Here is a 26,758-nt window from a genome sequence, read left to right on the forward strand (position 1 = left end):
TGATCCTGCTCGCCGTCAACATCAACCTGGTGGCGTTCTCGACCTTCCTCGGCGACATCGTCGGCCAGGTGTTCGCGCTGCTGGTGCTGACGGTCGCGGCCGCCGAGGCCGCCATCGGCCTTGCCGTGCTGGTCGTGTATTTCCGCAACCGCGGTTCGATCGCGGTTGAAGACGTCAATCTGATGAAGGGCTAGGGCGCACCAAAATGGTTCAGGCAATCGTCTTTCTGCCGCTGCTGGGCGCTATCCTGGCCGGCCTGATCGCGTTGTTCGGGGCGCATGCGCGCAACCCGAGCGGCGACGAGGTCGAGCATCACGATCACGGCGATCACGCGCACGCGGCCGCCGCGCACGACGACCATGGCCATGACGATCACGGCCACGACGACCATCACGTCTCCGAACCGCCGGCGCAGGGCTCGCGGGCCGCCGAGCTGATCACCACAGGATTGCTGTTCGTATCGGCGGCGCTGTCATGGGTGGTGCTGGTCAATGTCGGCTTCATGCACCAGGACGTGCGGATCGCGCTGTTCCCGTGGATCAATTCCGGCGATCTCCAGGTGTCGTGGGCGCTGCGCGTCGACACGCTGACTGCCGTGATGCTGGTGGTGGTCAACACTGTCTCCTCGCTCGTGCACCTCTATTCCATCGGCTACATGGACGAGGACCCGTACCGGCCGCGCTTCTTCGCCTATCTCAGCCTGTTCACCTTCGCGATGTTGATGCTGGTGACCTCGGACAATCTGGTCCAGCTGTTCTTCGGCTGGGAAGGCGTCGGTCTGGCGAGCTACCTCCTGATCGGATTCTGGTACCAGAAGCCGTCGGCGAACGCGGCGGCGATCAAGGCCTTCGTGGTCAATCGCGTCGGCGATTTCGGCTTTGCGCTCGGCATCTTCGCCGTGTTCATGCTGCTCAACACCACCGATTTCGAGACGATCTTCGCCGGCGCCCAGGGGCTGACAGGCAAGACCATCGACTTCTTCGGCTGGCATGCCGATGCGCTGACGCTGACCTGCCTGCTGCTGTTCATGGGCGCGATGGGCAAATCGGCCCAGTTCCTGCTGCACACCTGGTTGCCGGACGCGATGGAAGGCCCGACGCCGGTCTCCGCGCTGATCCACGCCGCGACCATGGTCACCGCCGGTGTCTTCATGGTGGCGCGGCTGTCGCCGCTGTTCGAACTCGCGCCGAACGCGCAGGCCGTCGTGATGTTCATCGGCGCCACCACCGCCTTCTTCGCCGCGACCATCGGCCTCGTGCAGAACGACATCAAGCGGATCGTGGCCTATTCGACCTGTTCGCAGCTCGGCTACATGTTCGTGGCGATGGGAGCAGGGGCCTATTCGGTCGGCATGTTCCATCTGTTCACGCACGCCTTCTTCAAGGCGCTGCTGTTCCTGGGGTCAGGCTCGGTGATCTACGCGATGCACCACGAGCAGGACATCCGCAACATGGGCGGACTGTGGCGCAAGATCCCTTACACCTATGCCGTGATGTTGGTCGGCACGCTGGCGCTGACCGGCTTCCCGCTCACCGCCGGCTATTTCTCCAAGGACGCGATCATCGAGTCCGCCTATGTCTCGCACAATCCGTTCGCCTTTTACGGCTTCGTGATGACGGTAGTGGCGGCCGGCCTGACCTCGTTCTATTCGTGGCGGCTGATCTTCAAGACGTTCCACGGCGAGCCGCACGACCAGCACCACTACGAGGCGGCGCATGAAGCGCCGATGTGGATACTGGTTCCGATCGGCGTTCTCGCCGCCGGTTCGATCCTGGCCGGATTCCCGTTCAAGGAGCTGTTCGCGGGCCACGGCGTCGAGGAGTTCTTCCGCGAGTCGCTGAAGATGCATCCGCACATCATCGAGGAGATGCACCACATCTCGCCGGCGGTCGCATTCCTGCCGACCGTCATGATGGTGGTGGGCTTTTTGGTGTCGTGGCTGTTCTATATCCGCCGGCCCTACATCCCGGTCCAGCTCGCCAGCGAGCACCGGATGCTCTATCAGTTCCTGCTCAACAAATGGTACTTCGACGAGCTCTATGACTTCATCTTCGTCCGCCCGGCGAAGTGGCTCGGCCGCTTCCTGTGGAAGAAGGGCGACGGCTTCGTCATCGACGGCTTCGGTCCGGACGGCGTTTCGGCGCGCGTGCTCGATGTCACCCGCAACGTGGTGAAGATCCAGACCGGATATCTCTATCACTATGCCTTCGCGATGCTGATCGGCGTCGCCGGGCTGATCACCTGGTTCATGTTCGGCTTGGGGGCCCAGTAATGACAACCTGGCCGATTCTCTCCGTTGTCACCTTCCTGCCTGTTGTCGGCGCGCTGGCGATCTACCTCACCCGCGGCGACGACGAGGCGGCGCGGCGCAATGCGCGCTGGATCGCGCTGTGGACCACGCTGGTCACGTTTGCGGTGTCGCTGATCCTGGTCTGGCGCTTCGACCCCTCCACCGCGGACTTCCAGTTCGTCGAGAAGGCGAACTGGCTTGCCAGCGGCATCACCTACCACATGGGCGTCGACGGGATTTCGCTGCCCTTCGTGATCCTGACCACCGCCCTGATGCCGTTCTGCATCATCGCGAGCTGGAAGTCGGTCGCGGTGCGCGTGCGCGAATACATGATGGCGTTCCTGCTGCTGGAAACGTTGATGGTCGGCACCTTCTCGGCGCTCGACCTCGTGCTGTTCTACTTGTTCTTCGAGGGCGGCCTGATCCCGATGTTCCTGATCATCGGCGTCTGGGGCGGCCCGCGCCGGGTCTATGCGTCGTTCAAGTTCTTCCTCTACACGCTGCTCGGCTCGGTCCTGATGCTGCTCGCCATCATGGCGCTGTACTGGAATGCCGGCACCACCGACATCCCGACGCTGATGCAAACCGCTGTGCCGCGCAGTTTGCAGACCTGGGCGTGGCTGGCGTTCTTTGCCTCGTTTGCGGTGAAGATGCCGATGTGGCCGGTGCACACCTGGCTGCCGGACGCCCACGTCGAGGCGCCGACCGCGGGCTCGGTGATCCTGGCCGCGATCCTCCTGAAAATGGGCGGCTATGGCTTCCTGCGCTTCTCGCTGCCGATGTTCCCGCTGGCGTCGCATGATTTCGCGCCGCTGGTGTTCTCGCTGTCGGTGATCGCCATCGTCTACACCTCGCTGGTGGCGCTGATGCAGGAAGATATGAAGAAGCTGATCGCCTATTCGTCGGTCGCCCATATGGGTTTCGTCACCATGGGCATTTTCGCGGCGACCACCCAGGGCGTCGCCGGCGGCGTGTTCCAGATGGTGTCGCACGGCATCGTCTCCGGCGCGCTGTTCCTCTGCGTCGGCATCGTCTACGACCGCATGCATACCCGCGAGATCGACGCCTATGGCGGGCTCGTCAACCGGATGCCGCTTTATGCGATGGTGTTCATGGTCTTCACCATGGCCAATGTCGGGCTGCCCGGAACGTCCGGCTTCGTCGGCGAGTTCATGACGCTGGTCGGCACCTTCAAGATATCGATCCCGACGGCGACATTCGCCACGCTCGGCGTGATCCTGTCCGCCGCCTATGCGCTGTGGCTCTATCGCAAGGTTGTGTTCGGCGCGCTGACCAAGCCGTCGCTGGCCAGCATCAAGGACCTGACTGCTCGCGAATGCCTGACGCTGTTCCCGCTGGTGGCGCTGACCATCCTGTTCGGCGTCTATCCGAAGCCGGTGCTCGACATGTCGGCAGCCTCGGTCCAGCAGCTCGTCAATAACTACAATGCCGCCGTGACTGCCGTGAAGGCAGCCGCGCTGATCCAGTAAGGCCGCAGCCCATGAGCTTTTCCAGTGCAGGATATCCGTTGCTGCCGGTGCTGCCGGAGCTGGTGCTGGCCGTCGGCGCCATGGCGCTATTGATGCTGGGCGCCTATCGCGGGCAGGGGACGACGCGGATCGTCAACAGCGTTGCCGTTGTGCTGCTCGCCGTCACCGGCGTGCTGGTGCTGATGCTGCCGGCCGGCAAGCTCACGACCTTCGGCGGCAGCTTCATCGTCGACGACTTCGCCCGCTTCCTGAAGATCCTGGCGCTCATCGGCTCGGCCGCGACGCTGCTGCTGTCGACCGAATTCCTGTCCGATCCGTCGCGGCGGATCTTCGAATATCCGATCCTGGTGCTGCTCTCGACGCTCGGCATGATGGTGTTGATCTCGGCCGGCGACCTGATCATGCTCTATCTCGGGCTCGAGCTGATGTCGCTCGCGCTCTATGTGGTCGCCGCCTCCAACCGCGACAACGTCAAGTCGACCGAGGCCGGCCTGAAGTATTTCGTGCTCGGCGCGCTATCCTCGGGCATGCTGCTCTACGGCGCCTCGCTGATCTATGGCTTCACCGGCACGGTCGATTTCGCCGGCATCGCGGCCGCGGTGAAGACCGGCAGCGTCGGCATCGTGTTCGGCCTGGTGTTCCTGCTGGCCGGGCTCTGCTTCAAGGTCTCCGCCGTGCCGTTCCATATGTGGACCCCGGACGTTTATGAGGGCGCGCCGACGCCGGTCACGACGTTCTTTGCCTCGGCGCCGAAGGTCGCGGCCCTTGCGGTGTTCACCCGCGTGACGCTGACCGCGTTCCCCGGCATCGTGCCGCAATGGCAGCAGATCATCGTGTTCGTGGCGATCGCCTCGATGGCGCTGGGCTCGTTCGCCGCGATCGGGCAGAAGAACATCAAGCGGCTGATGGCCTATTCGTCGATCGGCCATATGGGCTTTGCGCTGGTCGGCCTTGCCTCCGGCACGGTGGAGGGCGCGCAGGGCGTGCTGGTCTATATCGCAATCTATGTTGCGATGACGCTGGGCGCCTTCACCGTGATCCTCGCGATGAAGCGCAACGGCCAGGAGATGGAAGAGATCCGCGATTTCGCCGGTCTTTCCCGCACCAACCCGCTGCTCGCGTTCTTCTTCGCCATGCTGCTGTTTTCGCTGGCCGGCATTCCGCCGCTCGCGGGCTTCTTCGCCAAATGGTACGTGTTTGTCGCCGCGATCAAGGCGGGGCTGTTCACGCTCGCGGTGATCGGCGTGCTGACCAGCGTGGTGGGCGCTTTCTACTATCTCAGCATCGTCAAGGTGATGTATTTCGACGAGCCGGCAGGCCAGATCGAGCCGATGCGCATCGAGTTGCGCACCGTGCTGGCGGTCGCGGGCATCTTCAACATCTTCTTCTTCGCCTATCCGGGGCCGCTGGTCAGCGTCGCCACGGCGGCGGCGAAATCGCTCTTTTAGGCGCGTGAGTCCGAAGGCCGACTTCCGGTTTTCGGGGCGGATCATGCGCAGAAACTGGAAATGACCTTCTCGCTCGGTCCCAAAGCCACATCGGCGGGCTACCGTCTCGCCGCCTTCGATACAGTCGGTTCGACCAATACCGAAGCCATGGCGCGCGCCCGCGGCGGCGAGCGCGGGCCGACGTGGTTCGTCACGACGGAACAGACCTCAGGGCGGGGCCGCCGGCAACGCGCGTGGGTCGCGCCGCGCGGCAACCTCGCCAGCAGCGTGCTCGAGGTCATGGATGTTACTCCGGCCGTTGCGGCGACCATGGGCTTCGCCTTCGGCCTGGCTCATGCAGCAGCCCTGCAACGCGTCAGCGTGGAAGCCAATCTGCGGCTCGCCGGATCGGATCGATTGAACTACCTGCTGAAATGGCCGAACGACGTGATGGTCCGCGGCCAGAAGCTGTGCGGCCTGCTCGTGGAGGCCGAGGCCATGACATATGGCGGCCTCGCCGTCGTGGCCGGGATCGGCACCAACATCGTCGCGGCGCCCGAGGGCACGCCGACGCCGGCGACCTCGCTCTATGCGCTCGGCGTGCACGTCAGCGCGGAGGAACTGTTTGCGGCACAGTCGGACGCCTGGGTCGAGTTCCGCGGCATCTGGGACAACGGCCGCGGCTTTGACGAAATCCGCAAGGCGTGGCTGGAGCGCGCATTCGGCGTCGGAGAACGCGTTGCGATCAAGGTCGGAACCGGAACGGTGGAAGGCACATTCGATACGATCGATGAAACCGGCTGCCTGATCGTCCGCACCGCCGAGGGCAAGCGCACGCCGATCACGGCCGGCGAGGTCTATTTCGGCACAGTGGCATCGGTGGGGGCGGCCTGATGGCGCGGCCGGACGAATTGACCTTTGCCCCGCTCGGGGGTGTCGGCGAGATCGGCATGAACCTGTCGATCTACGGCCTCGGCAACCGCCACCAGCGGGCCTGGCTGGCGGTCGATCTCGGCGTTTCCTTTGGCGACGAGGAGCACCTGCCGGGCATCGACCTGATCATGCCGGACGTCAGCTTTCTCGAGAAGGAACGCAACAACCTGATGGGGCTGGTGCTGACGCACGCCCATGAGGATCACTTCGGCGCCATCATCGACCTCTGGCCAAAGCTGCAGTGCAAGGTCTATGCGACGAAGTTCAGCGCGGCCCTGTTCGAGGCCAAATGCGCCGCCGAGCGCAATCCGCCGAAGATCCCGGTCACCGTGGTGCCATCGGGCGGCCGCGTGGATCTCGGGCCGTTCAGCGTCGAGTTCATCCCGGTCGCCCATTCGATTCCGGAGTCGCATGCACTGGCGATCCATACCTCCGCCGGCACCGTGCTGCATACCGGCGACTGGAAGATCGATCCGACGCCGATCATTGGTGTTCCAACCGACGAGCGGCGCCTGCGCCAGCTTGGCGATGAGGGCGTGCTGGCGCTGATCGGCGATTCCACCAATGCCGTGCGGGACGGGCGCTCGCCCTCGGAGACCGAGGTTGCCGCCACGATCAAGAAGCTGGTCGGCGCCGCCAAGGGCCGGGTCGCCGTCACCACCTTTGCCTCCAACGTCGCCCGCGTGAAGGCGGTGGCGGATGCCGCCAGGGATGCCGGCCGTGAAGTGGTCGTGGTCGGCCGCGCCATGGAGCGCGTGGTGCAGGTCGCCCGTGAGACCGGCTATCTCGACGGCGTGCAGAACTTTCGCGGCGCCGACTATTACGGCCACTTCCCGCCCGACAAGGTCCTGGCGCTGTGCACCGGCAGCCAGGGCGAGCCGCGCGCGGCGCTGGCGCGGATCGCCAACGACGACCATCCGCAGGTGACCCTTAACAAGGGCGACAGCGTGATCTTTTCCTCGCGCACTATCCCCGGCAACGAGAAGGCGGTCGGCGCCATCATCAATGGCCTGGTGACGCAGGGCATCGAGGTCATTACCGACCGCACCGATCTCGTCCACGTCTCCGGCCACCCCCGCCGCGACGAGCTGCGCGACATGATCTCCTGGGTGCGGCCGCAGATTCTGATCCCGGTCCATGGCGAGGCGTTGCACCTGTCGGAGCATGCCAAGCTGGCGCGCGCCGCCGGCGTGCCGAAAGTCCTGACCTGCCGCAACGGCGACCTCGTCAAGCTCGGCCCCGGCGATCCCGGCATCATCGACGAACTGCCCTCGGGGCGGCTCTACAAGGACGGCGCGATCCTGGAGGATTCAAAATCCCGCGCCGTGGTGGAGCGCCGGCGGATGGGCTTCTCCGGCTGCGCCTTCGTCGCGTTTGCCATGACCGACAAGGGCGAACTCGTCGACGATCCCGAGGTCGACCTGGTCGGCATCCCCGAGAAGAATGCAGCCGGCGAGACCATCGACGAGATCGTGTTCGACATGGTGGTTTCGACGGTGGAGAGCCTGCCGCGGGCGCGGCGGCGCGACCCGGACGCCACAGCGGAATCGGTGCGCCGCGCGGTGCGGGCGGTCATCAACGAGCACTGGGGCAAGAAGCCGATTTGCCTCGTTCATGTTCTGACGGTTTAGGGTAAAACGGGTTTTCGGCGGGCGCTGGAAACGCGCTGAAGGCAGGGAGTGGAGTGTCATGCTGGGTCGGCTCAATCACGTGGCGATCGCCGTCAAGGACGCGGAGAAGGCCGCCAAAATCTACGGCGGCGCGTTCGGCGCCGAAATCTCCGGCGCGGTGCCGCTGCCGGAGCATGGCGTCATCACCGTGTTCGTGACGCTGCCCAACACCAAGATCGAGTTCATCCAGCCGCTCGGTGACGCCTCGCCGATCGCCAAATTCGTCGAGCGCAACGCCGACGGCGGCATCCACCACATCTGCTACGACGTTCCCGACATCATCGCCGCGCGCGACAAGCTGATCAGCGAGGGCGCGCGCGTGCTCGGCGACGGCGTGCCGAAGATCGGCGCGCACGGCAAGCCGGTGCTGTTCTTCCATCCCAAGGATTTTTCGGGCGCGCTCGTCGAGATCGAACAGGCTTAAATCCGATGGCCTATAGCCTCTCCACGGCGCTCGCGATCTACTTCGTGGTCTGGTGGATCGTGCTGTTCCTGACGCTGCCGTTCGGCGTCCGCAGCCAGCACGAGGACGGCGAGGGTGCGCCCGGCACCGATCCCGGCGCGCCCATCATGGCGCGGATGGGCTGGAAGCTGCTCTGGACCACGGTCATTTCGGCCGTGCTGTTCGGCATCGGCATGTGGGCGTATCAGCAGGGCTATCTGAATATCGAGCGGCTGTCGAAGCTGATGGGACTGCCGTTCTGATCGGATGCGATCGCGCTCCGCTCTAGTCGAACGCGACGCCAATTCGCTTTTCGTTTCGCCAGGCGACTCGGCAGTGGCGCGGTGTCTGGCTGCCCGCAATCACCAGCCAGAAGCTGTCGGGAATGCCGAGAGGGGTGGCGACTTCGAGCTGGGCGCCCGTATCGGATATGTTGCGGACGGTGCAGTCGATGACACCGCCATTGAACTCGATCGATCCCGCCTTCAGCACGCGGTGCCGGGGCGCCACGCGGTGGTTATCCAGGACCTGAAGCGGTTCAGGCGCCGCGGGCGTTGCTTCCTTCACCGACGGCTGTTCGAGCAGCCCTTCGGCATGCCGCGTCGCGGTCTGGATGATGTCATCGGTCAGCGTCGGCCTGATCCTGGCCCAGGCGAGCCGGAAGCGGACCTGGCAGTCCTTGAAATTGATGGCGGGCCCCCGGTCATTCGGGGTCGGCGGCAGGCCGTAGACCGTGCAGGCCCACCACCAGTGCTGGCCATCGACCTGCTTCATGATCCGTCCGACCGGAAAGGCGCGCCAGATCACCTCGAAGTCGTCGTCCTGGCGGGCGCCGCCAATGACGGTCGGCCGCAACGCAATCGTTTCCAAGTCTTCAGTCGTCACCGGATGTCCCTGATCCGATCTAGAGGCCGGACCATACCGTTACTCACATCCGGGTTGTCGCGACAATAGCCCACCAGCGGGTTCATTGGGTAACATTCCGCTTCTGACAAATCCGGCGGGATCGGTTAGTTATTCCTTATGGTCTGTTCCGGCTTTGGGGAAATGGATGAATTTTCAGCGAATTTTATTGATGCTCATGGTTCTGCTTGCCGCCGGGCTTGCCGGGTCGTTCTACACGAACTGGAAAACCCTCGGGCAGCTTCGGACCGTAAAGGCCTTTGTCGAGAACGCGGTCTTCGCCGACGCCGTCGCCGCCTGCGAGAAGGCGCAGAGCACGACCCCGTTCAAATGGGCCGACGGCAAGCGCACCGCCGTGATCGGCCTGACGTCGGTCAAGCTGAACAAGGACACGATCATCCCGAGCTACACGCTGGTCGCCGACAGCGTGTTTTGCGACTACGACCCGATCAAGAAGAAGGCCGATATCGGATCGAACTTCCTGGAACGGGAAACATTCTAGGCGCTGACAACACGCGCGAGTTCCGGAAATGGCATCGGAAGAAGCCGCCCGCATCGTCGATCTCTATCAGCGCAAGGCATCGGACTGGATCGAGAGCCGCTCGCGCACCGGCTCGTTGGAAAAGCCCTGGTTTGAGAGGCCCTGGCTTGATCGCTTCAGGGCGCTGCTGCCGCCGGCCGGCCCGATCCTCGATCTCGGCTGCGGTTCCGCCGAGCCGATGGCCGCCTACCTGATCGGCCTCGGCCATCCCGTCACCGGCGTAGATTCGGCGCCAGCCATGATCGACGCCTGCCGGATGCGGTTTCCGGAACAGGAATGGATCGTCGGCGACATGCGCACGCTCGCCCTGAAGCGCACCTTTTCCGGCATCCTCGGCTGGGACGGTTTCTTTCACCTCTGTCAGGAGGACCAGCGCCTGATGTTTCCGCTGTTCGCCGCGCATGCTGCGCCAGGGGCTGCGCTGCTGTTCACCAGCGGCCCCGCGCATGGCGAGGCAATCGGGGAGTTTGCGGGCGAGCCGCTCTACCACGCGAGCCTCGCTGCCGACGAGTACCGCGTATTGCTCGATCGGAACGGGTTTGGCGTCGTGTCGCATGTGGTCGAAGACCCCGACTGCGGCGGCCATACTATCTGGCTCGCGCAGCGCATGTGAGACGCTGGCCGCCGGCCGCGCCTTGTGGCTATGATCTGACAAAAGTACAGGCCGGCTCGACTTGGGGGCGGGAGCGAACCGCACCTCCTGCGCCGGCGATGGGGGAGACCGGCATGAGTTCACAGCGCCGACCATCGGCTGATGCGCGGGAAAGCGACTATCGAATTCTTCATGAGGCCGATCTGCGCGACTACCTCGCCGGAGTTCCCGAGGTCGCGGCGCGGCTCGGCGGCTCGCCGGCTTCCTGGTCGATCAGTGAGGTCGGCGACGGCAACCTCAACCTCGTCTTCATCGTCAAGGGCGCCGGCGGCGGCGTCGCCGTCAAGCAGGCGCTGCCTTATGTGCGACTGGTCGGCGAGAGCTGGCCGCTGCCGCTGTCGCGCTCGCACTACGAATATCTGGCGCTGACGCATCAGGCGCGGCTGGCGCCCGGCCTGGTGCCTGTTGTTCTGCACCACAACGAGGGGCTCGCCCTCGTCGTCATGGAACTGCTCGAGCCGCACATCATCATGCGCAAGGGGCTGGTTGGCGGTACCACCTATCCGCGCTTCGACGAGGACGTCACGACTTTCCTGGCGCGCACCCTGTTCTTCTCGTCGGACCTTGCAGTAACGGCGGCCGAAAAGAAGGACGGGATCGCCGCCTTCGCTGGCAACCACGCGCTCTGCAAGATCACCGAGGACCTGATCTTCACCGATCCCTACCGCGTCGCCGAGCAGAACCGCTGGACCGAACCCTGGCTCGATGCCACCGCCGCGGCATTCCGCGGGGATCTTGATCTTCATGTTGCGATCTCGCGGCTGAAACTGAAATTCCTGAACGCGCCGGAAGCGCTGATCCATGGCGACCTGCACACCGGATCGATCATGGTGACGGCAGGCGAGACGAAGGTGATCGATCCCGAATTCGCCTTCTACGGCCCGATGGGCTTCGATATCGGCGCCGTGATCGCCAATCTGCTGATGGCGTATCTGGCCTCCGACGGCCACGAGCGTTCGCCGGGCGAGCGTCGCGCCTTCGAGGCGTGGGTGCTGGAGACGGTCGAGAGCGTCTGGACGGAATTCTCCCGCAAGTTCCTGGAACTGTGGCGCAGCGAGGCCAAAGGCGACGCGTATCCGGTGACGCTGTTCGAAGGCGAAGCCGGTGCGGCGCGGCTGGAGACCGAGCGGCAGGCCTATATGGCGGGGCTGTTCGAGGACACCGTGGGGTTTGCCGCCGCGAAGATCGTTCGTCGTATCCTCGGCCTCGCGCACAACATCGATTTTGAATTGATCGAGGATCCGAAACGGCGTGCCGTGTGCGAGGCACGGAGCCTGCGGCTGGCGCGCGCGATGATGGTGGAGGCGGTTTCGTTTGGCAGCATCGGCGCCGTGACGAAGGCGGCGCGCGACGTGCGCGATTGGCGGCCGGATTTCGCCTAATACGCCCCTCGCGTGGGCTTGCCCAAAGCTGGCTTATTTCATGAGCCTCAGCAGGGCTCGTCCCGCCGGTGAGCTCAATTCCCTGGCGTCCAATGTCCCATCCTTGTCCGGGTTGGCCGCGTTGAAGCGCTGCTCGACCACAGCAAGATATTCGTCGAGTGTCAGCGTGCCGTCATGGTCGGGATCGGCCGCAGCCAGTTCCTTGGCATTCAACCTGCCGCGCAACTCGCGCGCATCGAGCGTGCCGTCCCGGTCCGGGTCCAGCCTGGCAAACATTGCGGCCGCCGCCTTCTTCACCTCGGCCAAGTCGAGGGTGCCGTCATTGTCGGTATCGAACATCTTGACCGGATCGACGCGTTTTGGCGCCGCCGAGGCGGGGCCGGAAAATGCAACGACGGCAGCCAGCAGCAGAGCGGTGAACAGGTGCGATATCATGCTCGATCTCCCAGGCCAGGTGGTTCCGGTACGCGTAATAACGTAATAAATGGTGGCCGTCCTGATCGGTTCCACCACTGAAACCATGCGTCCGGGACACGGAGATACTACTCCACAGCCCGTTCCCGCAGTCGCTGCGCATAGACGTTGATGATCAGCGCGGCCAGCAGGATCAGGCCGCGGATCAGGATCTTCAGGAAGCTGTCGATGTTGACGTGGTCGAGGCCGTTGTTGAGGACGCCGAGCACGAACAGGCCCACGATGGTGTTCCCTATGCCGCCGCGGCCGCCAAAGAGGCTGGTGCCGCCGACCACGACGGCGGCAATGGAATCCAGCAAATAGGTATCGAATTCGTTCTGCTGCGCGCTGCCGAAATGAGCGACGCCGAGCATGCCGCCGATGCCGGCGCAGACCGCCGAGATCACCATCACGCTGCCGAGAATGAGCTTGACGTTGAGGCCGGAATATTCCGCGGCCTCGCGGTTACCGCCGACCATGTAGACGTAGCGGCCGAAGCGCGTGTAGGTCAGCACCAGATGGCCGCCGAGCAGCATCAGCGCCGCCACGATCACGATCCAGGGTATCCCGCCGATCGAGGTCGACCCGAGCGTCGAGACCAGCGGCGGCACCTTGTAGGCGATCTGGCCGCGCACCAACAGCGCCGAGATGCCGGCCGCGATCTGCATCATCGCCAGCGTCATGATGAAGGAAGGGATGCCGATGACAGTCAGGCCGAAGGCGTTGACGAGGCCGAGCAGGGCGCACAGTGCCAGCGCGAGGATGATCGCGGCCCAGCCGGGCATCGGCACGTTGGCGATGTTGACGTAGGATTCCTGCAGCGTGAAATAGGCGACCGCAATGCCCGTGACATTGGCGATCGCGGCGATCGAGAGGTCGATCTCGGCGCAGAGGATCACGAAGGTGAGGCCGACGGCGATGATGCCGGTGACCGAGATTTGGGTCAGGATATTGCCGAAATTGTCGAGCGTCGCAAAGGAGGGGCTGGCGACGGCGAAGAATCCGAACAGGCAGATCAGCGTCAGGAATGGCGCGATGTTGCGCATCTGGGAGCGCAGCATCGCGGCAAGCCGGTTTGGGCGTTTGCGATCCGCAGCAGGGACTGTCACGCTTTCACCGGTCATCTCGGTCTCCTCACGCCGCTTCGAGCAGGCGGTCCTTGCTGATCTGTTCGTTGGCGAATTCCCGCACCACCGCGCCGCGCTTGAGCACGATGACGCGGTCGGCGAGCGACAGCACCGTCTCCGGCTCGGTGGAGAGCACGATGATGGCGAGCCCCTTGGCGCGCAGATCCCTGACGATGTGGATGACGTCGTTCTTGGCGCCGACATCCATGCCGCGGGTCGGCTCGCACAGCACGAGCAGCCGCGGCGGATAGCTCAGCCATTTCGCCAGCGCCACCTTCTGCTGGTTGCCGCCGGAGAGCATGCCGAGGTCGAGTTCGACCGCCGCCGGGCGAATCCGCAACTGATCGACCTGGCGCGTGGCAATCTCGCGTTCGCGCGACGGCTTGAGCAGCAGCGATGAGATGCGGTCGAGGATGCTGATCGAGATGTTCTTGTAGACCGGCTCCTGGTGAAACAGCATGTCGCGCCGGCTCTCCGGCACGAAGGCGATCCCGGCGCGGCGCGCGTCGGCCGTGCTGCGGAAGTTCTTGGGGTCGCCGGCGACCGCCAGCGTGCCCTGGTCCGGCCGGAGCTTGCCAAAGAGAATGCGCGCCAGCTCGAGCTGGCCGCAGCCCATGAAGCCGTAGATGCCGAGCACCTCGCCGGCGCGGACGTCGAAGGAAACATCGCGCAGGCTGCGGGCGAGCGAGAGCCCGCTGGCATTCAGCACCACCGGTTGCGCAGCGGGCGGCGGCAGCATGATGTCGTGCGCATAGGTCTCTTCCAGCGCCTCGCGGCCCTTGCCGATCATCGCCTCGATCAGCGCCGGCTTGCTGGTCTCGGCGGCCCTGGTCTCCGCGACCTTCCTGCCGTTGCGGAACACGGTCACGATGTCGGAGACGCGCAGGATGTCCTCGATGAAATGGGAGATGAAGACGATGCTGGTGCCTTCGTCCCGCAGCCGCTTCAGCGTCGCAAACAGGCGCTCGACTTCCGGCGGCGACAGCGCCGAGGTCGGCTCGTCCAGGATGATGATGCGGGCGCCCGAGAACAGCACGCGGGCGATTTCGATCAGTTGCTGCAGGCCGATCGGCAGATCGCCGAGCCGCGACATCGGATCGACGTCGATGCCGAACCGCCTGAGCTGCTCGCCGGCCTCCCGCGCCATGCGCCGCCATTGCACGAGGCCGAGGGCGTTGGTCGGCTGATTGCCCAGAAATACATTCTCGGCGACCGACAGATCGGGCGCGACGCTCAATTCCTGATGGACCATGGCGATGCCGGCCGCGTGGGCGTCGCGCACCGACCGGAAGCGGGTTTCCCGGCCGTCGAGCACGAAGCGGCCGGAAAAATCCGCGTGCACGCCGGCGATGATCTTCATCAGCGTGCTTTTGCCGGCGCCGTTCTCGCCGACGAGACCATGGATCTCGCCGGGAGAAAGCGCGAAGTCGACACCACGAAGCGCCTCGACGCCGCCGAAGGCCTTCGTGATGTCGTTGAGTTCCAGGATGGGCTGATGTCCCGAGGGCATGGGGATCAGATCAGGAAGTGGTCCTCCATCCATTGCATGCCGGCGGCGTTGGCCTTGGTCACGACCGGCCCGTCGGTGATGACATGCTTCGGGATGCCCTGGCCGCTCTTCTCGCCCGCGGTCACGGCTGCGACGCCGGCGACGATGGCGCCGCCATGGATGCGGCAGGACGGGTTGCGGACAGTCGCGAACATGCGGCCTTCGCTCACCGCCTGGATCGCCGGCGGCATGGCGTCGACCCCGCCGATCAGGATGTTGGTGCGGTTGCGTGCCTTCATGATGTTGGCGGCGGCCAGCGCCATGTCGTCATTGTGGAAGAACGCCGCGTCGATCTGCGGGTATTTGGTCAGGTAGGTTTCCCAGAGCCGCGCGGCCTTGGAGACGTCCCAGTCCGCCGGCTGGGTGTCGAGCACCTCGATGTTCGGGAACTGCTTGACCACGGACTCAAACCCCTTGGCGCGGCCCTGGGCGCCGGTGTGGCCGAGCGCACCTTGCGTCATGATGACCTTGCCCTTGCCGCCGATCGCGTTGCACAGCGCCTGCGTCACCGACGCGCCCATGAACTCATTGTCGGGCGCCAGGAACGAGTGGACCTTGATCTGGTCGAGTGGGGCGATCAGCGTGTCCATGTCGATGACGGGAATGCCGGCGTCGATCATCTTCTGCACGGGCTGGGTCAAGGTGCCGATGCCGAACGCCTGGATGGCGACGAAATCCCATTTCTGCGAGGCCATGTTGTCGATCGCGGCGCGCTGCTTGACCGCATCGAGCTGGCCGTCGAACCAGGTGACCTCGACGTTGAACAGCTTGCCCCACCATTCCGCTGCCTGCTTGCCCTGGGCGCACCAGGTGGCCTGCAGGCCGGCGTTGGAGAATGCGGCCTTCAGCGGTTTCTCTGACCGTGCAACGGCAGCCATCGCCGGATTTATGCCCAGTCCCCCGAGCAAGGCGGTCGCGGCGCCGGCCGCGCCCGCCACCTGAAGAAGGTCACGCCTGGTCGTTACGGATTTGTCAGTTCCGGACATCGTTTGCTCCCTCGCTTTGTCATTGTTATGCCGTCGGCGTCGATTGCACGCACCGCGGATCGAGGCAGTGTTTCACACTCGGCGTGTTCGCGCCACCGGCCGACTTGATCGCCAGTATCAATGAGCTTCGGCAGAATCCGGCGCTGGCGGCTTCACTGCGCTGCAACGAGACTTTCGATGTCGCCAAGCAATTGTCGCCACGCCGCGTCGATGTCGTCGGACCAGTCAGCTCCGAGAACCTCCCGGACCGTCTGCGCAATGATGGCGAAGAACGCGATGAACAATTCGCGCGACGTGCCATAGGCGTCGTGCGAGGAAACTTCCGACGTGATCAGGCGGAAGTGGCCGGTGCGCTGGCCGGCAAAGTCGAGGATGGCGTCGATCGTCATCGCCAGCATCGAGCCCTTGACGAGTTCGCTGCCCTCGGTGCGGAACATCGTCCGCGTCTCGGGATGGGTGTCGAAGAGGTGGCGATAGACCAGGGGCGTCAGGTCCTCGCAGCGCTCGGCGGCGAGTTCAAAACTTCGCTCGATCGGATTTGCCGATGCGGTCATTGTCGTTTGCAATCGCCCCGAAAAAGCAATCGTCCCGAAAAAAAAGAGCAGGGCTCGAAGCCCTGCTCAAAAATTGTGTCGACCCTTAGTTTCCTCGAAAATTTAGATTTGATCTTGATTGTCGAGGCGACGCTGCTTGTGCGCGTCAGGGCTCCTCCCGAGACTTGGACCACCAAGCTTTGCCTCTCGGCCAGCCTGAGCTTGGATTGGTAGACCATCTTTTTCGCCTTGTCACCATTTTCGGCAACGATTGTTCAAAATTCCAGCATTCTGCGAAATGATTGAGAAATTGCCACTGATGGTTGTGGGTTTAACAGCGGTTCGCCCGAGGCTTGGTATCAAGGTAGGGCGCCTCTCAAATGGCGTAAAAGCCATCGCTTTTCGCCCGTATCTCACCTTGAAGCCGCGACATAGTTCCGGGAACTTCGTCTCGACTTCGGACTCCAGAGGTGATTATGGTCTGAAGCGGATGGATTCACGATGCACGCGCGGCTGAAGCATTTTCTGCCAATCGTCCTGATCGCCCTGTTGGTGCAGATTTTTGCGCCGATCGGCGCATGCTGGGCGGCGAGCATTGCCGCGTCCGATCCACTCGCCGGGGCGGTGATCTGTCACGGCAGCGGCGCGCCCGGCGCCGGCAAGACCGACCAGCCCGGCCACCGCGCCCATGACGGATGCTGTTCGGTTTGCAGCGTGCTGCAGACCGGCGCGCCGGTCGACGTACCGGAGGGCGCCGTCGCTCTCTCGGTCGATCGCGATCATGCCAGGGTGGTCTGGACCGAATTTGGCGCTGACCGGCTGGGCTCCCGTGCCGGCTCGCACGCGCAGGCGCGCGGACCTCCCTCCATTTCCTGACGTCTGAACACCCGAAACGACCGGCGCGGTCAAGCCGCGCTGACTGGTGCAGTCAATCAAGCCGGCCAGAGAGCTGGCGTCAGGAATTATCCATGTTTCGCTTTTCGTTACCCGTCGGGGTCGTGCGTCGTGCACTGCTCGCATCGGCGGCCTTCCTCGTCATGCCATTCGATGCGCAAGCCCAGTCTGGAGGGACAAGTCTTCCGCCGGTGACCGTCACCGCGCCGGAACAACAGCGTGCCAACCGGGCGCGTCCGCCGCGCAACGCGGCGCAATCGCCGCGCGCCGCCAGGCAGGCACGCAATCCCGCCGCGCCGCCCCAGGCTCCCAGCGATCAGGGGCAGGGCACCCGCGGCGCGCTGGCGGTGATGAGCGCGCAGCAGGCGCTCACCGAGATCAACAACACACCCGGCGGCGTCGCGCTGGTGCCGGCGGCTGCCTACAGGAATTCCACGGTCGCCAACACCATCAAGGACATTCTGGACTACGTGCCCGGCGTCTTTGCCCAGCCGAAATGGGGCGACGATACAAGGCTTTCGATCCGCGGTTCCAGCCTGTCGCGCAATTTCCATCTGCGTGGCGTCCAGCTCTACATGGACGGAATTCCGATCAACACCGCGGACGGCTACGGCGACTTTCAGGAGATCGATCCGACCGCCTACAAATATGTCGAGGTCTGGAAAGGCGCCAACGCGCTGCAGTACGGCGCCAACTCGCTAGGCGGCGCCATCAATTTCGTGATCCCGACCGGCCGGGACCCGTTTCCGAACGGTGTCTCGGCCGACATGGGCGCATTCGGATTCAAGCGGCTGCAGGCCAATGCCGGCGGTGCGAATGGACCATGGGACGGCTTCGTTACGGCCTCGACGCAGGCTTCCGACGGTTTCCGGGACCACAGTTTCGGCAGCGCCACCCGGATCAGCGGCAATGTCGGCTATCAGTTTTCGCCGGATGCCGAAACGCGGTTCTATTTCAACGCCAATGAAATTCGCCAGCGCATCCCCGGCACCGTCACCAAGCAATCGGCCCTGACCACTCCCGAAGCCGCCAATCCCGCCAATGTCGCCAGCGACCAGCAGCGCAACATCGACACGGTGCGGCTTGCGAACAAGACGACGATCCGGTTCGACGACACCAAGATCGAGTTCGGCATGTTCGGCGTCGACCGCCATCTGATGCACCCGATCTTCCAGTGGCTCGATTACAGCTACAAGGATTATGGCGGCTTCGCCAAGGTCACCGACGACCGCTTCATCGGCGGCTTCCGCAACCGCCTCGTCGCTGGCGTCAACATTTTGAACGGCAGCATCGATAACCAGCAGTTCGCCAATATCGGGGGACAGAAGGGCGCGCTGCTGTCATCCTCGATCGACAGCTCGAAGAATACCTCCGCCTATATCGAGGACAGCTTCTACTTCCTGCCGAACGTCGCGGCGATCGCCGGCACGCAATTTCTCTACGCGACGCGGAACCGGCAGGATCGCTTTCTGACCGACGGCAATCAATCAGGATCGACCGAATTCAATTTGTGGTCGCCGAAGGCAGGGCTGCTGTGGAACGTCGACCCGACATGGCAGGTGTTCGCAAATATCTCGCGAAGCGCGGAAGTGCCAAGTTTTGGTGAAAGCTCGAACGGGCCGGGGATCCCATTCATTCCGTTCACCAGCATCCTGCCGCAGACCGCCACCACCTATGAGATCGGAACGCGGATGAAACGGCCCGATTATGCATGGGAATTGACGGCCTATCGCGCCAACATCCGCAATGAACTGCAGTGCCTCTATAGCGCGTTCGGCAATTGCAACGTCACCAACGCCGACCGCACCGTCCACCAGGGCATCGAGGCGGGCGCGGGCGCCGCGATTTTCCGCGGCATCTTCAATGACGGTCCGGCGCCGGACAAGATCTGGCTGAACCTGGCATACACGTACAACGACTTCCGCTTCGACAACGATGCAACCTTCGGCAACAACCTGCTGCCGGGCGCGCCGGGCCACTATCTCCGCGCCGAGTTGCTCTACAAGCACCCCACTGGATTCTATGCCGGTCCCAACGTCGAATGGGTACCTGAGTCCTACTATGTCGACAGCGCCAACACGCTGAGGACGTCGGCCTATGCGCTGTTGGGATTGAAGATGGGCTTCGACAATGGCGGCCCGATTACGGCCTATGTAGAGGGACGCAACCTTTTCAATAAGGCCTACATCGCGAGCGCCAGCATTCTCAATTACGCGACGTCGACCTCGCCCCTGTTTGAACCTGGCAACGGAAGGGCCGTTTATGCCGGGATGAGGTACCGATGGTGAGGAGGCATGTTACGTATCGTCGCTACCTTTTCGCCGGCACGAACGCCATTCGCCCGGGAAGTTTATGCGCGACACCGCAACGACTAAGGTGTTCGAGGACGACAGGAAGATCAAATGTTCGGGAAGACGATAGCCGCTTTCGTTGCATTTATCGCATCCGTCGCCGTCGGGCTGGCGGAACCCGCTGGCGCCGACGCGGCATCGATTGGCCAGTTGTTGCGCGGCTTGTTCGGCAAGCCCGGCGAACCTCTATCGGTCGGTCCCGTCGTCGTCTCCCGTGATCACGCCATAGCCGATTGGGCCCAGGGCGAGATGGGCGGTCGGGCCCTGCTGCGCCGGAAGCAAGGGGCTTGGGCCGTGACGCTTTGCGCCGGTGATGCCATCAAGTCCAGCGAGGCGCTCAAGGCGGCTGGCGTTCCACAGCCGGACGCCATACATCTGGCGCAGGCTTTGGCATCCGCTGAATCCGGTCTTGCTCCGGAACGGGTGGCGGTGTTCGCTCGCTTCGAAGGACTGGTGACGATGGATGCAACGTCCGGCCACGCCGGCCATTCAAGGTGAAGGCCGCCATCCGGTGGAAACTCAACTGCAGCGAATTTGAACGGGAAAAGTCGATCATGAAGAACATTGCGCGCACGCTTGCTTGTCTCACCACCCTGATGCTCGCCGCCTCCGCGCACGCCCAGGAGGTCAAAGCCGGGGACCTCGTCGTCACGCAGGCATGGACACGGGCGACGCCGGGCGGAGCCAAGATCGCCGGCGGCTATCTCACGATCGAGAACAAAGGGACCGCGCCGGATCGGCTGGTCAACGGATCCGGCGAGATCGCCGGGAAAGTCGAGATTCACGAGATGGCAATGAACAACGGCGTCATGACCATGCGCCCACTCGACAAGGGTCTCGTCATCGAGCCTGGCAAGACCGTCAAACTGGCGCCTGGCGGCTACCATATCATGCTGATGGACCTGAAGGGACCGCTGAAGCAGGGCGACAAGGTGCCGCTCACGCTCGAGTTCGAAAAGGCGGGCAAGGTTGCGCTGTCGCTCGATGTGCAGGCGGTCGGCGCGCAGGCGCCCGGAGGCAGCGGGCAGTCGGGCGGCGACCATTCCGGCATGAAGAAGTAGGGAGATTGTGGTGTCGAAGGTTGGTCTTGCTCTCGTTGTTCTCGCCGTGTGGTCGGCCGCTCCGGCTGCCGCGCATGTCACGCTCGAGCGGCGGCAGGCGCCGGTCGGCTCGTACTTCAAGGCGGTGTTCGCTGTGCCGCATGGCTGCGCGGGATCGCCGACGGTCAAGATCCGCGTGCAGGTTCCGGAAGGCGTGATCGGCATCAAGCCGATGCCGAAGCCCGGCTGGACCGTCGAGACCGTCAAGGGCAAGTACGCCACCGAGTATGAGCTTCACGGCAGCAAATTGTCCGAGGGCGTCAAGGAAGTGGTGTGGAGCGGCGGCAAGCTTGCCGACGACAATTACGATGAGTTCATCTTCTCCAGCTTTCTCACGCCCAGCCTGAAGCCGGACACGACGCTGTATTTCCCCGTCGTGCAGGAGTGCGAGCAGGGCGTCAGCCGCTGGATCGATGTTCCCGCCGCTGGCCAGGGCTCGCATGACAGCAAGACGCCGGCACCCGGTCTCAAGCTGACCGCAAAACCGTAACGCTGTCCCGATGGCGCGCGTGCTCGCCGGCCTTGCCGCGCTGCTGTCGGCGCTCTGCATCGCAAGCGCCGCATGGGCCCATGCGACGCTGCTGTCTTCGGAGCCGGCCGACGGCAGCGTGCTGGCGCAGCCGCCGAAGATGGTGCAGTTGAATTTCAACGAGAGCATCTCGCCGTCGGTAGTTGGCCTGATCGACGCCGGCGGCAAGACGCGCGACGTCGCCCTGCGTGCGGTCGGTCAATCGGTCCTGATCGTTCTGCCCGATGACCTGCCGCCGGGAACGCAGATCATAAGCTATCGCGTGGTCTCGGAGGACGGCCACCCCGTGGCTGGATCGATGGTGTTTTCGATCGGCGCCGTGACCGGGGCTGCCCCGCCGACCAAGGCCGCGCCGCTGGCGGTATTGATCTGGCTCGCGCGGGTCGGGACCTATCTCGGCCTGTTCGCGGGCGTCGGCGGCGCGTTCTTCGCGGCCTGGATCGGGCAGGGGCCGGGCGGATCGGTGGTCAGCCGCGGCGCGCTTGCGATCGGTCTGTTCAATGCGGTGACTTCGCTCGGCCTGCAGGGGCTCGATCTCCAAAATCTCTCGCTTGGCAGCCTCGTGACGCCGGCGCCGTGGACGAGTGCGCTCGGCACGTCGCTCGGGCCCTCGCTCCTGGTGGCGATCGTCGTGATGGCGTTGGCGTGGTTCGCGTGGCAGAGCCCGGGCATCCTGATTTCCCGGGCCCTGACCACGCTCGCCATGGTGGGTGTCGGGCTGTCGCTGGCGACGAGTGGACATGCGGCGACGGCATCGCCGCAATGGCTGACGCGGCCCTCGCTGTTCCTGCACGGCATCACCGCCGCCTACTGGATCGGCGCGCTGGCGCCGCTGGCGGCCATGGCGCGCCGCCGCAGCGGCGACCTGCCGCGTGCGCTCAAGCAGTTCTCGGCCGTTGCAATGCCGCTGGTCGCCCTGCTGGTGCTGAGCGGCCTCGCGCTTGCGATCGTTCAACTCGGCAGCCTTCGCGCGCTGATCGAGACGTCCTATGGCATCATTCTCTCGATCAAGCTCGTGCTCGTCGTCCTGCTGCTTGGCCTTGCGGCGCTGAACCGGTTTTTCCTCACGCCCGCGGTTGTGACGGATCATGAGAACAGCCGCCCGCTCTGGCGGTCGATCCTGATCGAAGGCGTGCTCGTCATTGGCATCCTCGCCGTCGTCGCCGGCTGGCGCTTCACGCCGCCGCCGCGCAGCTTGATCGCATCAGTCGTGACACCGCTCTCGGTTCACATCCACACCGATGCTGCGATGTTTCAGGTGCTGGTGTCGCCTGGCAAGGTCGGGACCAACGACTTCGTGCTGCAGTTGATGACGGGCGATGCGGCGCTGCTGCCGGCCAGGGAGGCGACGCTGATCCTGAGCCTGCCGGAGCGCGGCATCGAGCCAATGGAGCGCCGCGCGGCGCTCGGGCCGGACGGCTATTGGCATGTGCGCGGCGTGGCGCTCCCCGTCGCCGGCCGCTGGCGCATGCAGATCGATGCGCTGGTCAGCGACTTCCAGAAGATCACGCTGCAGGATGAATTTCAGGTGCGATGAGTTGGCCCGCCCGTCCCGCGGCCTCAAACGGCAAAACACCGCCGAAACGCCCTCAAATCCGCGTTTCCTTTGGCTTTTTCACACTTCCCGGCCTTGTATTTTCGCATCCGATCCGGTTTCACTGCACCTTCTTCCGGCCAGCCCACTGATTCCTCGAGTTGACCCATGCGATTGTCGCGGTTCTTCCTGCCCATCCTGAAAGAGAATCCGAAAGAGGCGGAGATCGTCTCGCATCGCCTGATGCTGCGCGCAGGCATGATGCGGCAGGAAGCGGCCGGCATCTACGCCTGGCTGCCGCTGGGTTTTCGGGTGCTGAAGAAGATCGAGCAGATCGTTCGCGAGGAGCAGGACCGCGCGGGCGCACTGGAACTGTTGATGCCGACGCTGCAGCTTGCCGACCTCTGGCGCGAGAGCGGCCGCTACGACGCCTATGGTCCGGAGATGCTGCGTATCGCCGACCGTCACAAGCGCGAACTGCTGTACGGGCCGACCAACGAGGAAATGATCACCGAGATTTTTCGCGCGTACATCAAGTCCTATAGGAGCCTGCCGCTCAACCTCTATCACATCCAGTGGAAGTTCCGCGACGAGCAGCGTCCGCGCTTCGGCGTGATGCGCGGCCGCGAATTCCTGATGAAGGACGCCTATTCCTTCGACATCGACGAGGCGGCGGCACGCCGCGCCTACAACAGGATGTTCGTCGCTTATTTGCGCACCTTCGCGCGGATGGGATTGAAAGCGATCCCGATGCGCGCCGAGACCGGCCCGATCGGCGGCGATCTCAGCCATGAATTCATCGTGCTCGCGGAGACCGGCGAGTCCGGCGTGTTCTGCGACAGCGCGGTGCTGAACCTGCCGATTCCGCCCGACGATGTCGATTATGACGGCGATCTGACCCCGATCATCAAGCAATGGACGTCGGTCTATGCCGCGACCGAGGATGTCCACGATGCCGCGCGCTATGAGAGCGAAGTGCCCGCCGACCGCCGCGTCAACACGAGGGGCATCGAGGTCGGCCAGATCTTCTATTTCGGCACCAAATATTCCGATGCGATGAAGGCGCTGGTCGCCGGCCCTGATGGCGTCGACGTGCCGATCCATGGCGGTTCCTATGGCGTCGGCGTCTCGCGCCTGGTCGGCGCCATCATCGAAGCCTGCCATGACGACGCCGGCATCAAATGGCCGGAGGCGGTCGCGCCATTCACCGCTGTGATCCTGAACCTGAAGCAGGGCGACGCCGCGGTGGACGGCGCCTGCGAAAAACTCTATCGCGAACTGCAGGAAAAGGGCGTCGACGTGCTCTATGACGATACCGACCAGCGCGCGGGCGCGAAGTTCGCGGCCGCCGACCTGATCGGCATCCCCTGGCAGATACTGGTCGGGCCGAAGGGCCTCGCCGAAGGCAAGCTCGAGATCAAGCGGCGCAGCGACGGCTCGCGCGAGAATCTCAGCCCGGCGGAAGCGGTGGCGAAGATCGCGGGATAAGATATCCACCGAGGTGGTAATGTTGGCCAATAAGGCCACATTTGGCCCGAATCATGGGATTATCGAGTAATGGATGAAACCATGAACGAGACAGTCCGAACTCCGCCTTTCGCGCCATTCGAATGGCTGCTGTCCGGGCGTTACCTGCGGGCGCGTCGCAAGGAAGGTTTCATTTCGGTCATTGCCGGCTTTTCCTTCCTCGGCATCATGCTCGGCGTCGCCACGCTGATTATCGTGATGGCGGTCATGAACGGCTTCCGCAAGGAACTCCTGGACAAGATCCTCGGGCTGAACGGTCACCTGCTGGTGCAGCCGCTGGAATCGCCCTTGACCGACTGGAAGGACGTTGCCGAGCGCATCAGCGGGGTCGACGGCATCCGCCTTGCCGCGCCGGTCGTGGACGGCCAGGCGCTGGCGTCCTCCGCGTTCAACGCCGCCGGCGTGCTGGTGCGCGGCATGCGCGCGGCTGATCTCAACAACCTCACTTCCATCGCCAAGAACATCAAGCAGGGCACGATGGAGGGCTTTGACGAGGGGCAGGGCGTGGTGATCGGACGCCGGCTCGCCGATCAATTGTCGCTGCACGCCGGCGACACCATCACGCTGGTCGCGCCGAAAGGGGCGGTGACGCCGATGGGAACCACGCCGCGCATCAAGCCCTACAAGGTGGCGGCCGTGTTCGAGATCGGCATGTCCGAATATGACGCCAGCTTCGTCTTCATGCCGCTGCCGGAATCGCAGGCTTATTTCAACCGCAAGGACGATGTCACCGCGATCGAGATATTCACCACCAATCCCGATCGAATCGACGCGTTCCGCAAGAGCGTGACGGAGGCGGCCGGGCGTCCGGTGTTCCTGGTCGACTGGCGACAGCGCAACTCGACCTTCTTCAACGCGCTGCAGGTCGAGCGCAATGTGATGTTTTTGATCCTGACCATGATCGTGCTGGTTGCCGCGCTCAACATCGTCTCCGGCCTGATCATGCTGGTGAAGGACAAGGGCCAGGACATCGCAATCCTGCGCACCATGGGGGCCTCGCAGGGCTCGATCATGCGGATATTCCTGATCACAGGTGCGGCGATCGGCGTGGTCGGCACGCTGACCGGATTCTTCGTCGGCATGCTGATCTGCCTGAACATCGAATCCATCCGGCAGTTCCTGTCCTGGTTGACCAATACCGAGCTGTTCTCGCCGGAGCTCTATTTCCTGTCCAAGCTGCCGGCCGAGATCGATTTCGGCGAGACCACCGCGGTCGTCATCATGGCGCTGACGCTGTCGTTCCTGGCGACGCTCTATCCGTCCTGGCGCGCTGCGCGCCTCGATCCCGTCGACGCGCTGCGGTACGAGTGAGGACGAGATGGCCGAGGAGGCGGAAGACGTACCGGTTATCTATCTCCACGAGATAAAACGCGAGTACCGGCAGGGCGAGGCGACGCTGACCATTCTCAACGGCGCCAAGCTGGCGCTGTGGGCGGGACAGTCGGTCGCGCTGGTCGCGCCGTCGGGCTCGGGCAAATCGACGCTGCTGCACATTGCCGGCCTGCTCGAAAGTCCCGATGAGGGCGAGGTCTATGTCGCGGGGACGCCGACCTCGCAACTGTCCGATATCGACCGCACCCAGATCCGGCGCTCGGACATCGGTTTCGTCTACCAGTCGCACCGGCTGCTGCCGGAATTCACCGCGCTCGAAAACGTCATGCTGCCGCAGATGATCCGCGGCCTCAAACGTTCCGAGACGATCAAGCGCTCCGAAGAAATCCTGGGTTATCTCGGGCTCGGCGACCGCACCTCGCACCGGCCGGCCGAACTCTCCGGCGGCGAACAGCAGCGCGTTGCGATTGCGCGCGCGGTCGCCAACGCACCGCGGGCGCTACTGGCCGACGAGCCGACCGGAAACCTCGATCCGCACACCGCCGATCACGTCTTCAAGGCGCTGATGCAGCTCGTCAAGGCGACGCAGGTGGCGATGCTGATCGCCACGCACAACATGGAACTCGCCGGCCGGATGGACCGGCGCGTGTCGCTGGTCGACGGCCAGGTCGTCGAGCTGGAGTAGGACGAAACCGGCCCCGGGGCGTCGCGAAGGCTATATTGCGGAATGTCCCGGCACCGGGCGGTGCGGCCGATCAGTACCTGCCGTAGCTCGGAGCCGGCGGCAGCGTGCGGCCGGGCAGCGGACGATATGCCGACGGCGGCGGCTCGCTCTCGCCGATAAAATAGGGATTGGCGATGCACTGGAGCTGACGTCCCGAGGCGGTTGCCTGACACTGTTCGTAACTGGTGAACGTGCAGTAGCTCAGCCCCGGATACTCATCGCCCTGGAGGCAGAACGGGTATCGGGTGCCGACCGCTTCGGCGGGGGCGGTGCCGATGGCAGCCAGTCCGGTCACCGTCAGAACCGCCAGAATCGCTCTACGCATATCGAATCTCCTCCTCAGAGTGTGAGAATCTTTCGGCAACGAGCATTTGCCACGGCCGCGATGC

The 26,758-nt window shown here is 64.1% G+C and carries 27 protein-coding genes; 20 read left to right on the forward strand and 7 right to left on the reverse strand.

Translation table 11 applies throughout. The annotated features are described in order from the left end of the window. The 8 genes from nuoK to V7E26_RS19275 all read left to right on the forward strand — a co-directional run. Positions 1 to 194: NADH-quinone oxidoreductase subunit NuoK (gene nuoK / locus V7E26_RS19240; RefSeq protein ID WP_324418940.1), on the forward strand; the 194-nt coding region annotated here is incomplete at its 5' end. Between the two features lie 11 nt (positions 195 to 205). Continuing rightward, on the forward strand, positions 206 to 2,272 hold the full coding sequence (nuoL, locus tag V7E26_RS19245) for an NADH-quinone oxidoreductase subunit L (protein ID WP_324418942.1): 2,067 nt from the start codon (positions 206 to 208) through the stop codon (positions 2,270 to 2,272). Further along, the gene (locus tag V7E26_RS19250) at positions 2,272 to 3,780 is read left to right on the forward strand and encodes an NADH-quinone oxidoreductase subunit M (RefSeq protein ID WP_324418944.1); all 1,509 of its coding nucleotides are present in this window, start codon (positions 2,272 to 2,274) and stop codon (positions 3,778 to 3,780) included. The genes nuoL and V7E26_RS19250 overlap by 1 nt, the downstream gene beginning before the upstream one ends. A gap of 11 nt (positions 3,781 to 3,791) precedes the next feature. After that, complete coding sequence (gene nuoN, locus V7E26_RS19255) at positions 3,792 to 5,228, forward strand: NADH-quinone oxidoreductase subunit NuoN (protein ID WP_324418946.1); 1,437 nt, start codon at positions 3,792 to 3,794, stop codon at positions 5,226 to 5,228. A 60-nt stretch (positions 5,229 to 5,288) separates the two neighbouring features. After that, entirely contained in the window at positions 5,289 to 6,101 is an 813-nt protein-coding gene (locus tag V7E26_RS19260; protein ID WP_324418948.1) for a biotin--[acetyl-CoA-carboxylase] ligase, read from the forward strand. Beyond that, the gene (locus tag V7E26_RS19265; RefSeq protein WP_324418950.1) at positions 6,101 to 7,771 is read left to right on the forward strand and encodes a ribonuclease J; all 1,671 of its coding nucleotides are present in this window, start codon (positions 6,101 to 6,103) and stop codon (positions 7,769 to 7,771) included. The genes V7E26_RS19260 and V7E26_RS19265 overlap by 1 nt, the downstream gene beginning before the upstream one ends. Positions 7,772 to 7,829: 58 nt before the next feature. Further along, a complete protein-coding gene (mce, locus tag V7E26_RS19270) occupies positions 7,830 to 8,234 on the forward strand; it encodes a methylmalonyl-CoA epimerase (protein WP_212001235.1) in 405 nt (134 codons plus the stop codon). Between the two features lie 5 nt (positions 8,235 to 8,239). Continuing rightward, complete coding sequence (locus tag V7E26_RS19275; protein WP_324418953.1) at positions 8,240 to 8,515, forward strand: DUF1467 family protein; 276 nt, start codon at positions 8,240 to 8,242, stop codon at positions 8,513 to 8,515. 22 nt (positions 8,516 to 8,537) lie between these two features. Here the strand turns inward: V7E26_RS19275 and V7E26_RS19280 are convergent, their stop codons facing one another. Next, positions 8,538 to 8,777: a PilZ domain-containing protein gene (locus V7E26_RS19280; RefSeq protein WP_324418990.1), complete on the reverse strand. Its 240-nt coding sequence runs from the start codon at positions 8,775 to 8,777 to the stop codon at positions 8,538 to 8,540. 550 nt (positions 8,778 to 9,327) lie between these two features. On the opposite strand from V7E26_RS19280, the gene V7E26_RS19285 reads away from it, so the two are divergent. From V7E26_RS19285 to mtnK, 3 genes are all read left to right on the forward strand, one after another. Beyond that, positions 9,328 to 9,657, forward strand: coding sequence for a hypothetical protein (locus V7E26_RS19285; protein WP_324418955.1), 330 nt, complete (start codon positions 9,328 to 9,330; stop codon positions 9,655 to 9,657). 28 nt (positions 9,658 to 9,685) lie between these two features. Next, complete coding sequence (locus tag V7E26_RS19290) at positions 9,686 to 10,309, forward strand: class I SAM-dependent methyltransferase (protein ID WP_324418958.1); 624 nt, start codon at positions 9,686 to 9,688, stop codon at positions 10,307 to 10,309. Positions 10,310 to 10,422: 113 nt separating this feature from the next. Then, positions 10,423 to 11,730, forward strand: coding sequence for an S-methyl-5-thioribose kinase (gene mtnK, locus V7E26_RS19295; protein ID WP_324418960.1), 1,308 nt, complete (start codon positions 10,423 to 10,425; stop codon positions 11,728 to 11,730). Between the two features lie 33 nt (positions 11,731 to 11,763). Here the strand turns inward: mtnK and V7E26_RS19300 are convergent, their stop codons facing one another. The 5 genes from V7E26_RS19300 to V7E26_RS19320 form a co-directional block, all read right to left on the reverse strand. Continuing rightward, entirely contained in the window at positions 11,764 to 12,165 is a 402-nt protein-coding gene (locus V7E26_RS19300; protein WP_324418963.1) for a calcium-binding protein, read from the reverse strand. A 107-nt stretch (positions 12,166 to 12,272) separates the two neighbouring features. Then, a complete protein-coding gene (locus V7E26_RS19305; RefSeq protein WP_442893433.1) occupies positions 12,273 to 13,307 on the reverse strand; it encodes an ABC transporter permease in 1,035 nt (344 codons plus the stop codon). A 10-nt stretch (positions 13,308 to 13,317) separates the two neighbouring features. Continuing rightward, positions 13,318 to 14,820 carry a sugar ABC transporter ATP-binding protein gene (locus tag V7E26_RS19310; RefSeq protein ID WP_324418965.1) on the reverse strand — a complete coding sequence of 501 codons (1,503 nt, stop codon included), beginning with the start codon at positions 14,818 to 14,820 and terminating at the stop codon, positions 13,318 to 13,320. A 5-nt stretch (positions 14,821 to 14,825) separates the two neighbouring features. Next, positions 14,826 to 15,845, reverse strand: coding sequence for a sugar ABC transporter substrate-binding protein (locus V7E26_RS19315; RefSeq protein WP_324418967.1), 1,020 nt, complete (start codon positions 15,843 to 15,845; stop codon positions 14,826 to 14,828). A gap of 152 nt (positions 15,846 to 15,997) precedes the next feature. Then, a complete protein-coding gene (locus V7E26_RS19320) occupies positions 15,998 to 16,399 on the reverse strand; it encodes a globin (protein ID WP_324418969.1) in 402 nt (133 codons plus the stop codon). A gap of 480 nt (positions 16,400 to 16,879) precedes the next feature. On the opposite strand from V7E26_RS19320, the gene V7E26_RS19325 reads away from it, so the two are divergent. The 9 genes from V7E26_RS19325 to V7E26_RS19365 all read left to right on the forward strand — a co-directional run bounded on the left by V7E26_RS19325 (position 16,880) and on the right by V7E26_RS19365 (position 26,330). After that, positions 16,880 to 17,254 (forward strand): DUF2946 domain-containing protein, encoded by a 375-nt coding sequence (locus V7E26_RS19325; protein ID WP_324418971.1) that lies wholly within the window; start codon positions 16,880 to 16,882, stop codon positions 17,252 to 17,254. A gap of 92 nt (positions 17,255 to 17,346) precedes the next feature. Then, positions 17,347 to 19,560 carry a TonB-dependent receptor domain-containing protein gene (locus V7E26_RS19330; RefSeq protein ID WP_442893434.1) on the forward strand — a complete coding sequence of 738 codons (2,214 nt, stop codon included), beginning with the start codon at positions 17,347 to 17,349 and terminating at the stop codon, positions 19,558 to 19,560. Positions 19,561 to 19,674: 114 nt separating this feature from the next. After that, a complete protein-coding gene (locus V7E26_RS19335; protein WP_324418973.1) occupies positions 19,675 to 20,121 on the forward strand; it encodes a copper uptake system-associated protein in 447 nt (148 codons plus the stop codon). Positions 20,122 to 20,177: 56 nt separating this feature from the next. Continuing rightward, entirely contained in the window at positions 20,178 to 20,684 is a 507-nt protein-coding gene (locus tag V7E26_RS19340) for a copper chaperone PCu(A)C (protein WP_324418975.1), read from the forward strand. A gap of 10 nt (positions 20,685 to 20,694) precedes the next feature. Next, entirely contained in the window at positions 20,695 to 21,213 is a 519-nt protein-coding gene (locus V7E26_RS19345) for a YcnI family copper-binding membrane protein (RefSeq protein WP_324418978.1), read from the forward strand. A gap of 10 nt (positions 21,214 to 21,223) precedes the next feature. Continuing rightward, a complete protein-coding gene (locus tag V7E26_RS19350) occupies positions 21,224 to 22,789 on the forward strand; it encodes a copper resistance CopC/CopD family protein (protein ID WP_324418980.1) in 1,566 nt (521 codons plus the stop codon). A gap of 165 nt (positions 22,790 to 22,954) precedes the next feature. After that, positions 22,955 to 24,274 (forward strand): proline--tRNA ligase, encoded by a 1,320-nt coding sequence (gene proS, locus V7E26_RS19355; protein ID WP_324418982.1) that lies wholly within the window; start codon positions 22,955 to 22,957, stop codon positions 24,272 to 24,274. A gap of 69 nt (positions 24,275 to 24,343) precedes the next feature. Beyond that, complete coding sequence (locus V7E26_RS19360) at positions 24,344 to 25,624, forward strand: lipoprotein-releasing ABC transporter permease subunit (protein WP_324418984.1); 1,281 nt, start codon at positions 24,344 to 24,346, stop codon at positions 25,622 to 25,624. Between the two features lie 7 nt (positions 25,625 to 25,631). Continuing rightward, positions 25,632 to 26,330 carry an ABC transporter ATP-binding protein gene (locus V7E26_RS19365; protein ID WP_324418986.1) on the forward strand — a complete coding sequence of 233 codons (699 nt, stop codon included), beginning with the start codon at positions 25,632 to 25,634 and terminating at the stop codon, positions 26,328 to 26,330. A 70-nt stretch (positions 26,331 to 26,400) separates the two neighbouring features. On the opposite strand, the gene V7E26_RS19370 is transcribed toward V7E26_RS19365, so the two are convergent. Further along, entirely contained in the window at positions 26,401 to 26,694 is a 294-nt protein-coding gene (locus V7E26_RS19370; RefSeq protein WP_324418988.1) for a DUF3551 domain-containing protein, read from the reverse strand. Positions 26,695 to 26,758: the final 64 nt, after the last annotated feature.

It is taken from the genome of Bradyrhizobium sp. (assembly GCF_036735945.1).
GTDB lineage: Bacteria > Pseudomonadota > Alphaproteobacteria > Rhizobiales > Xanthobacteraceae > Bradyrhizobium.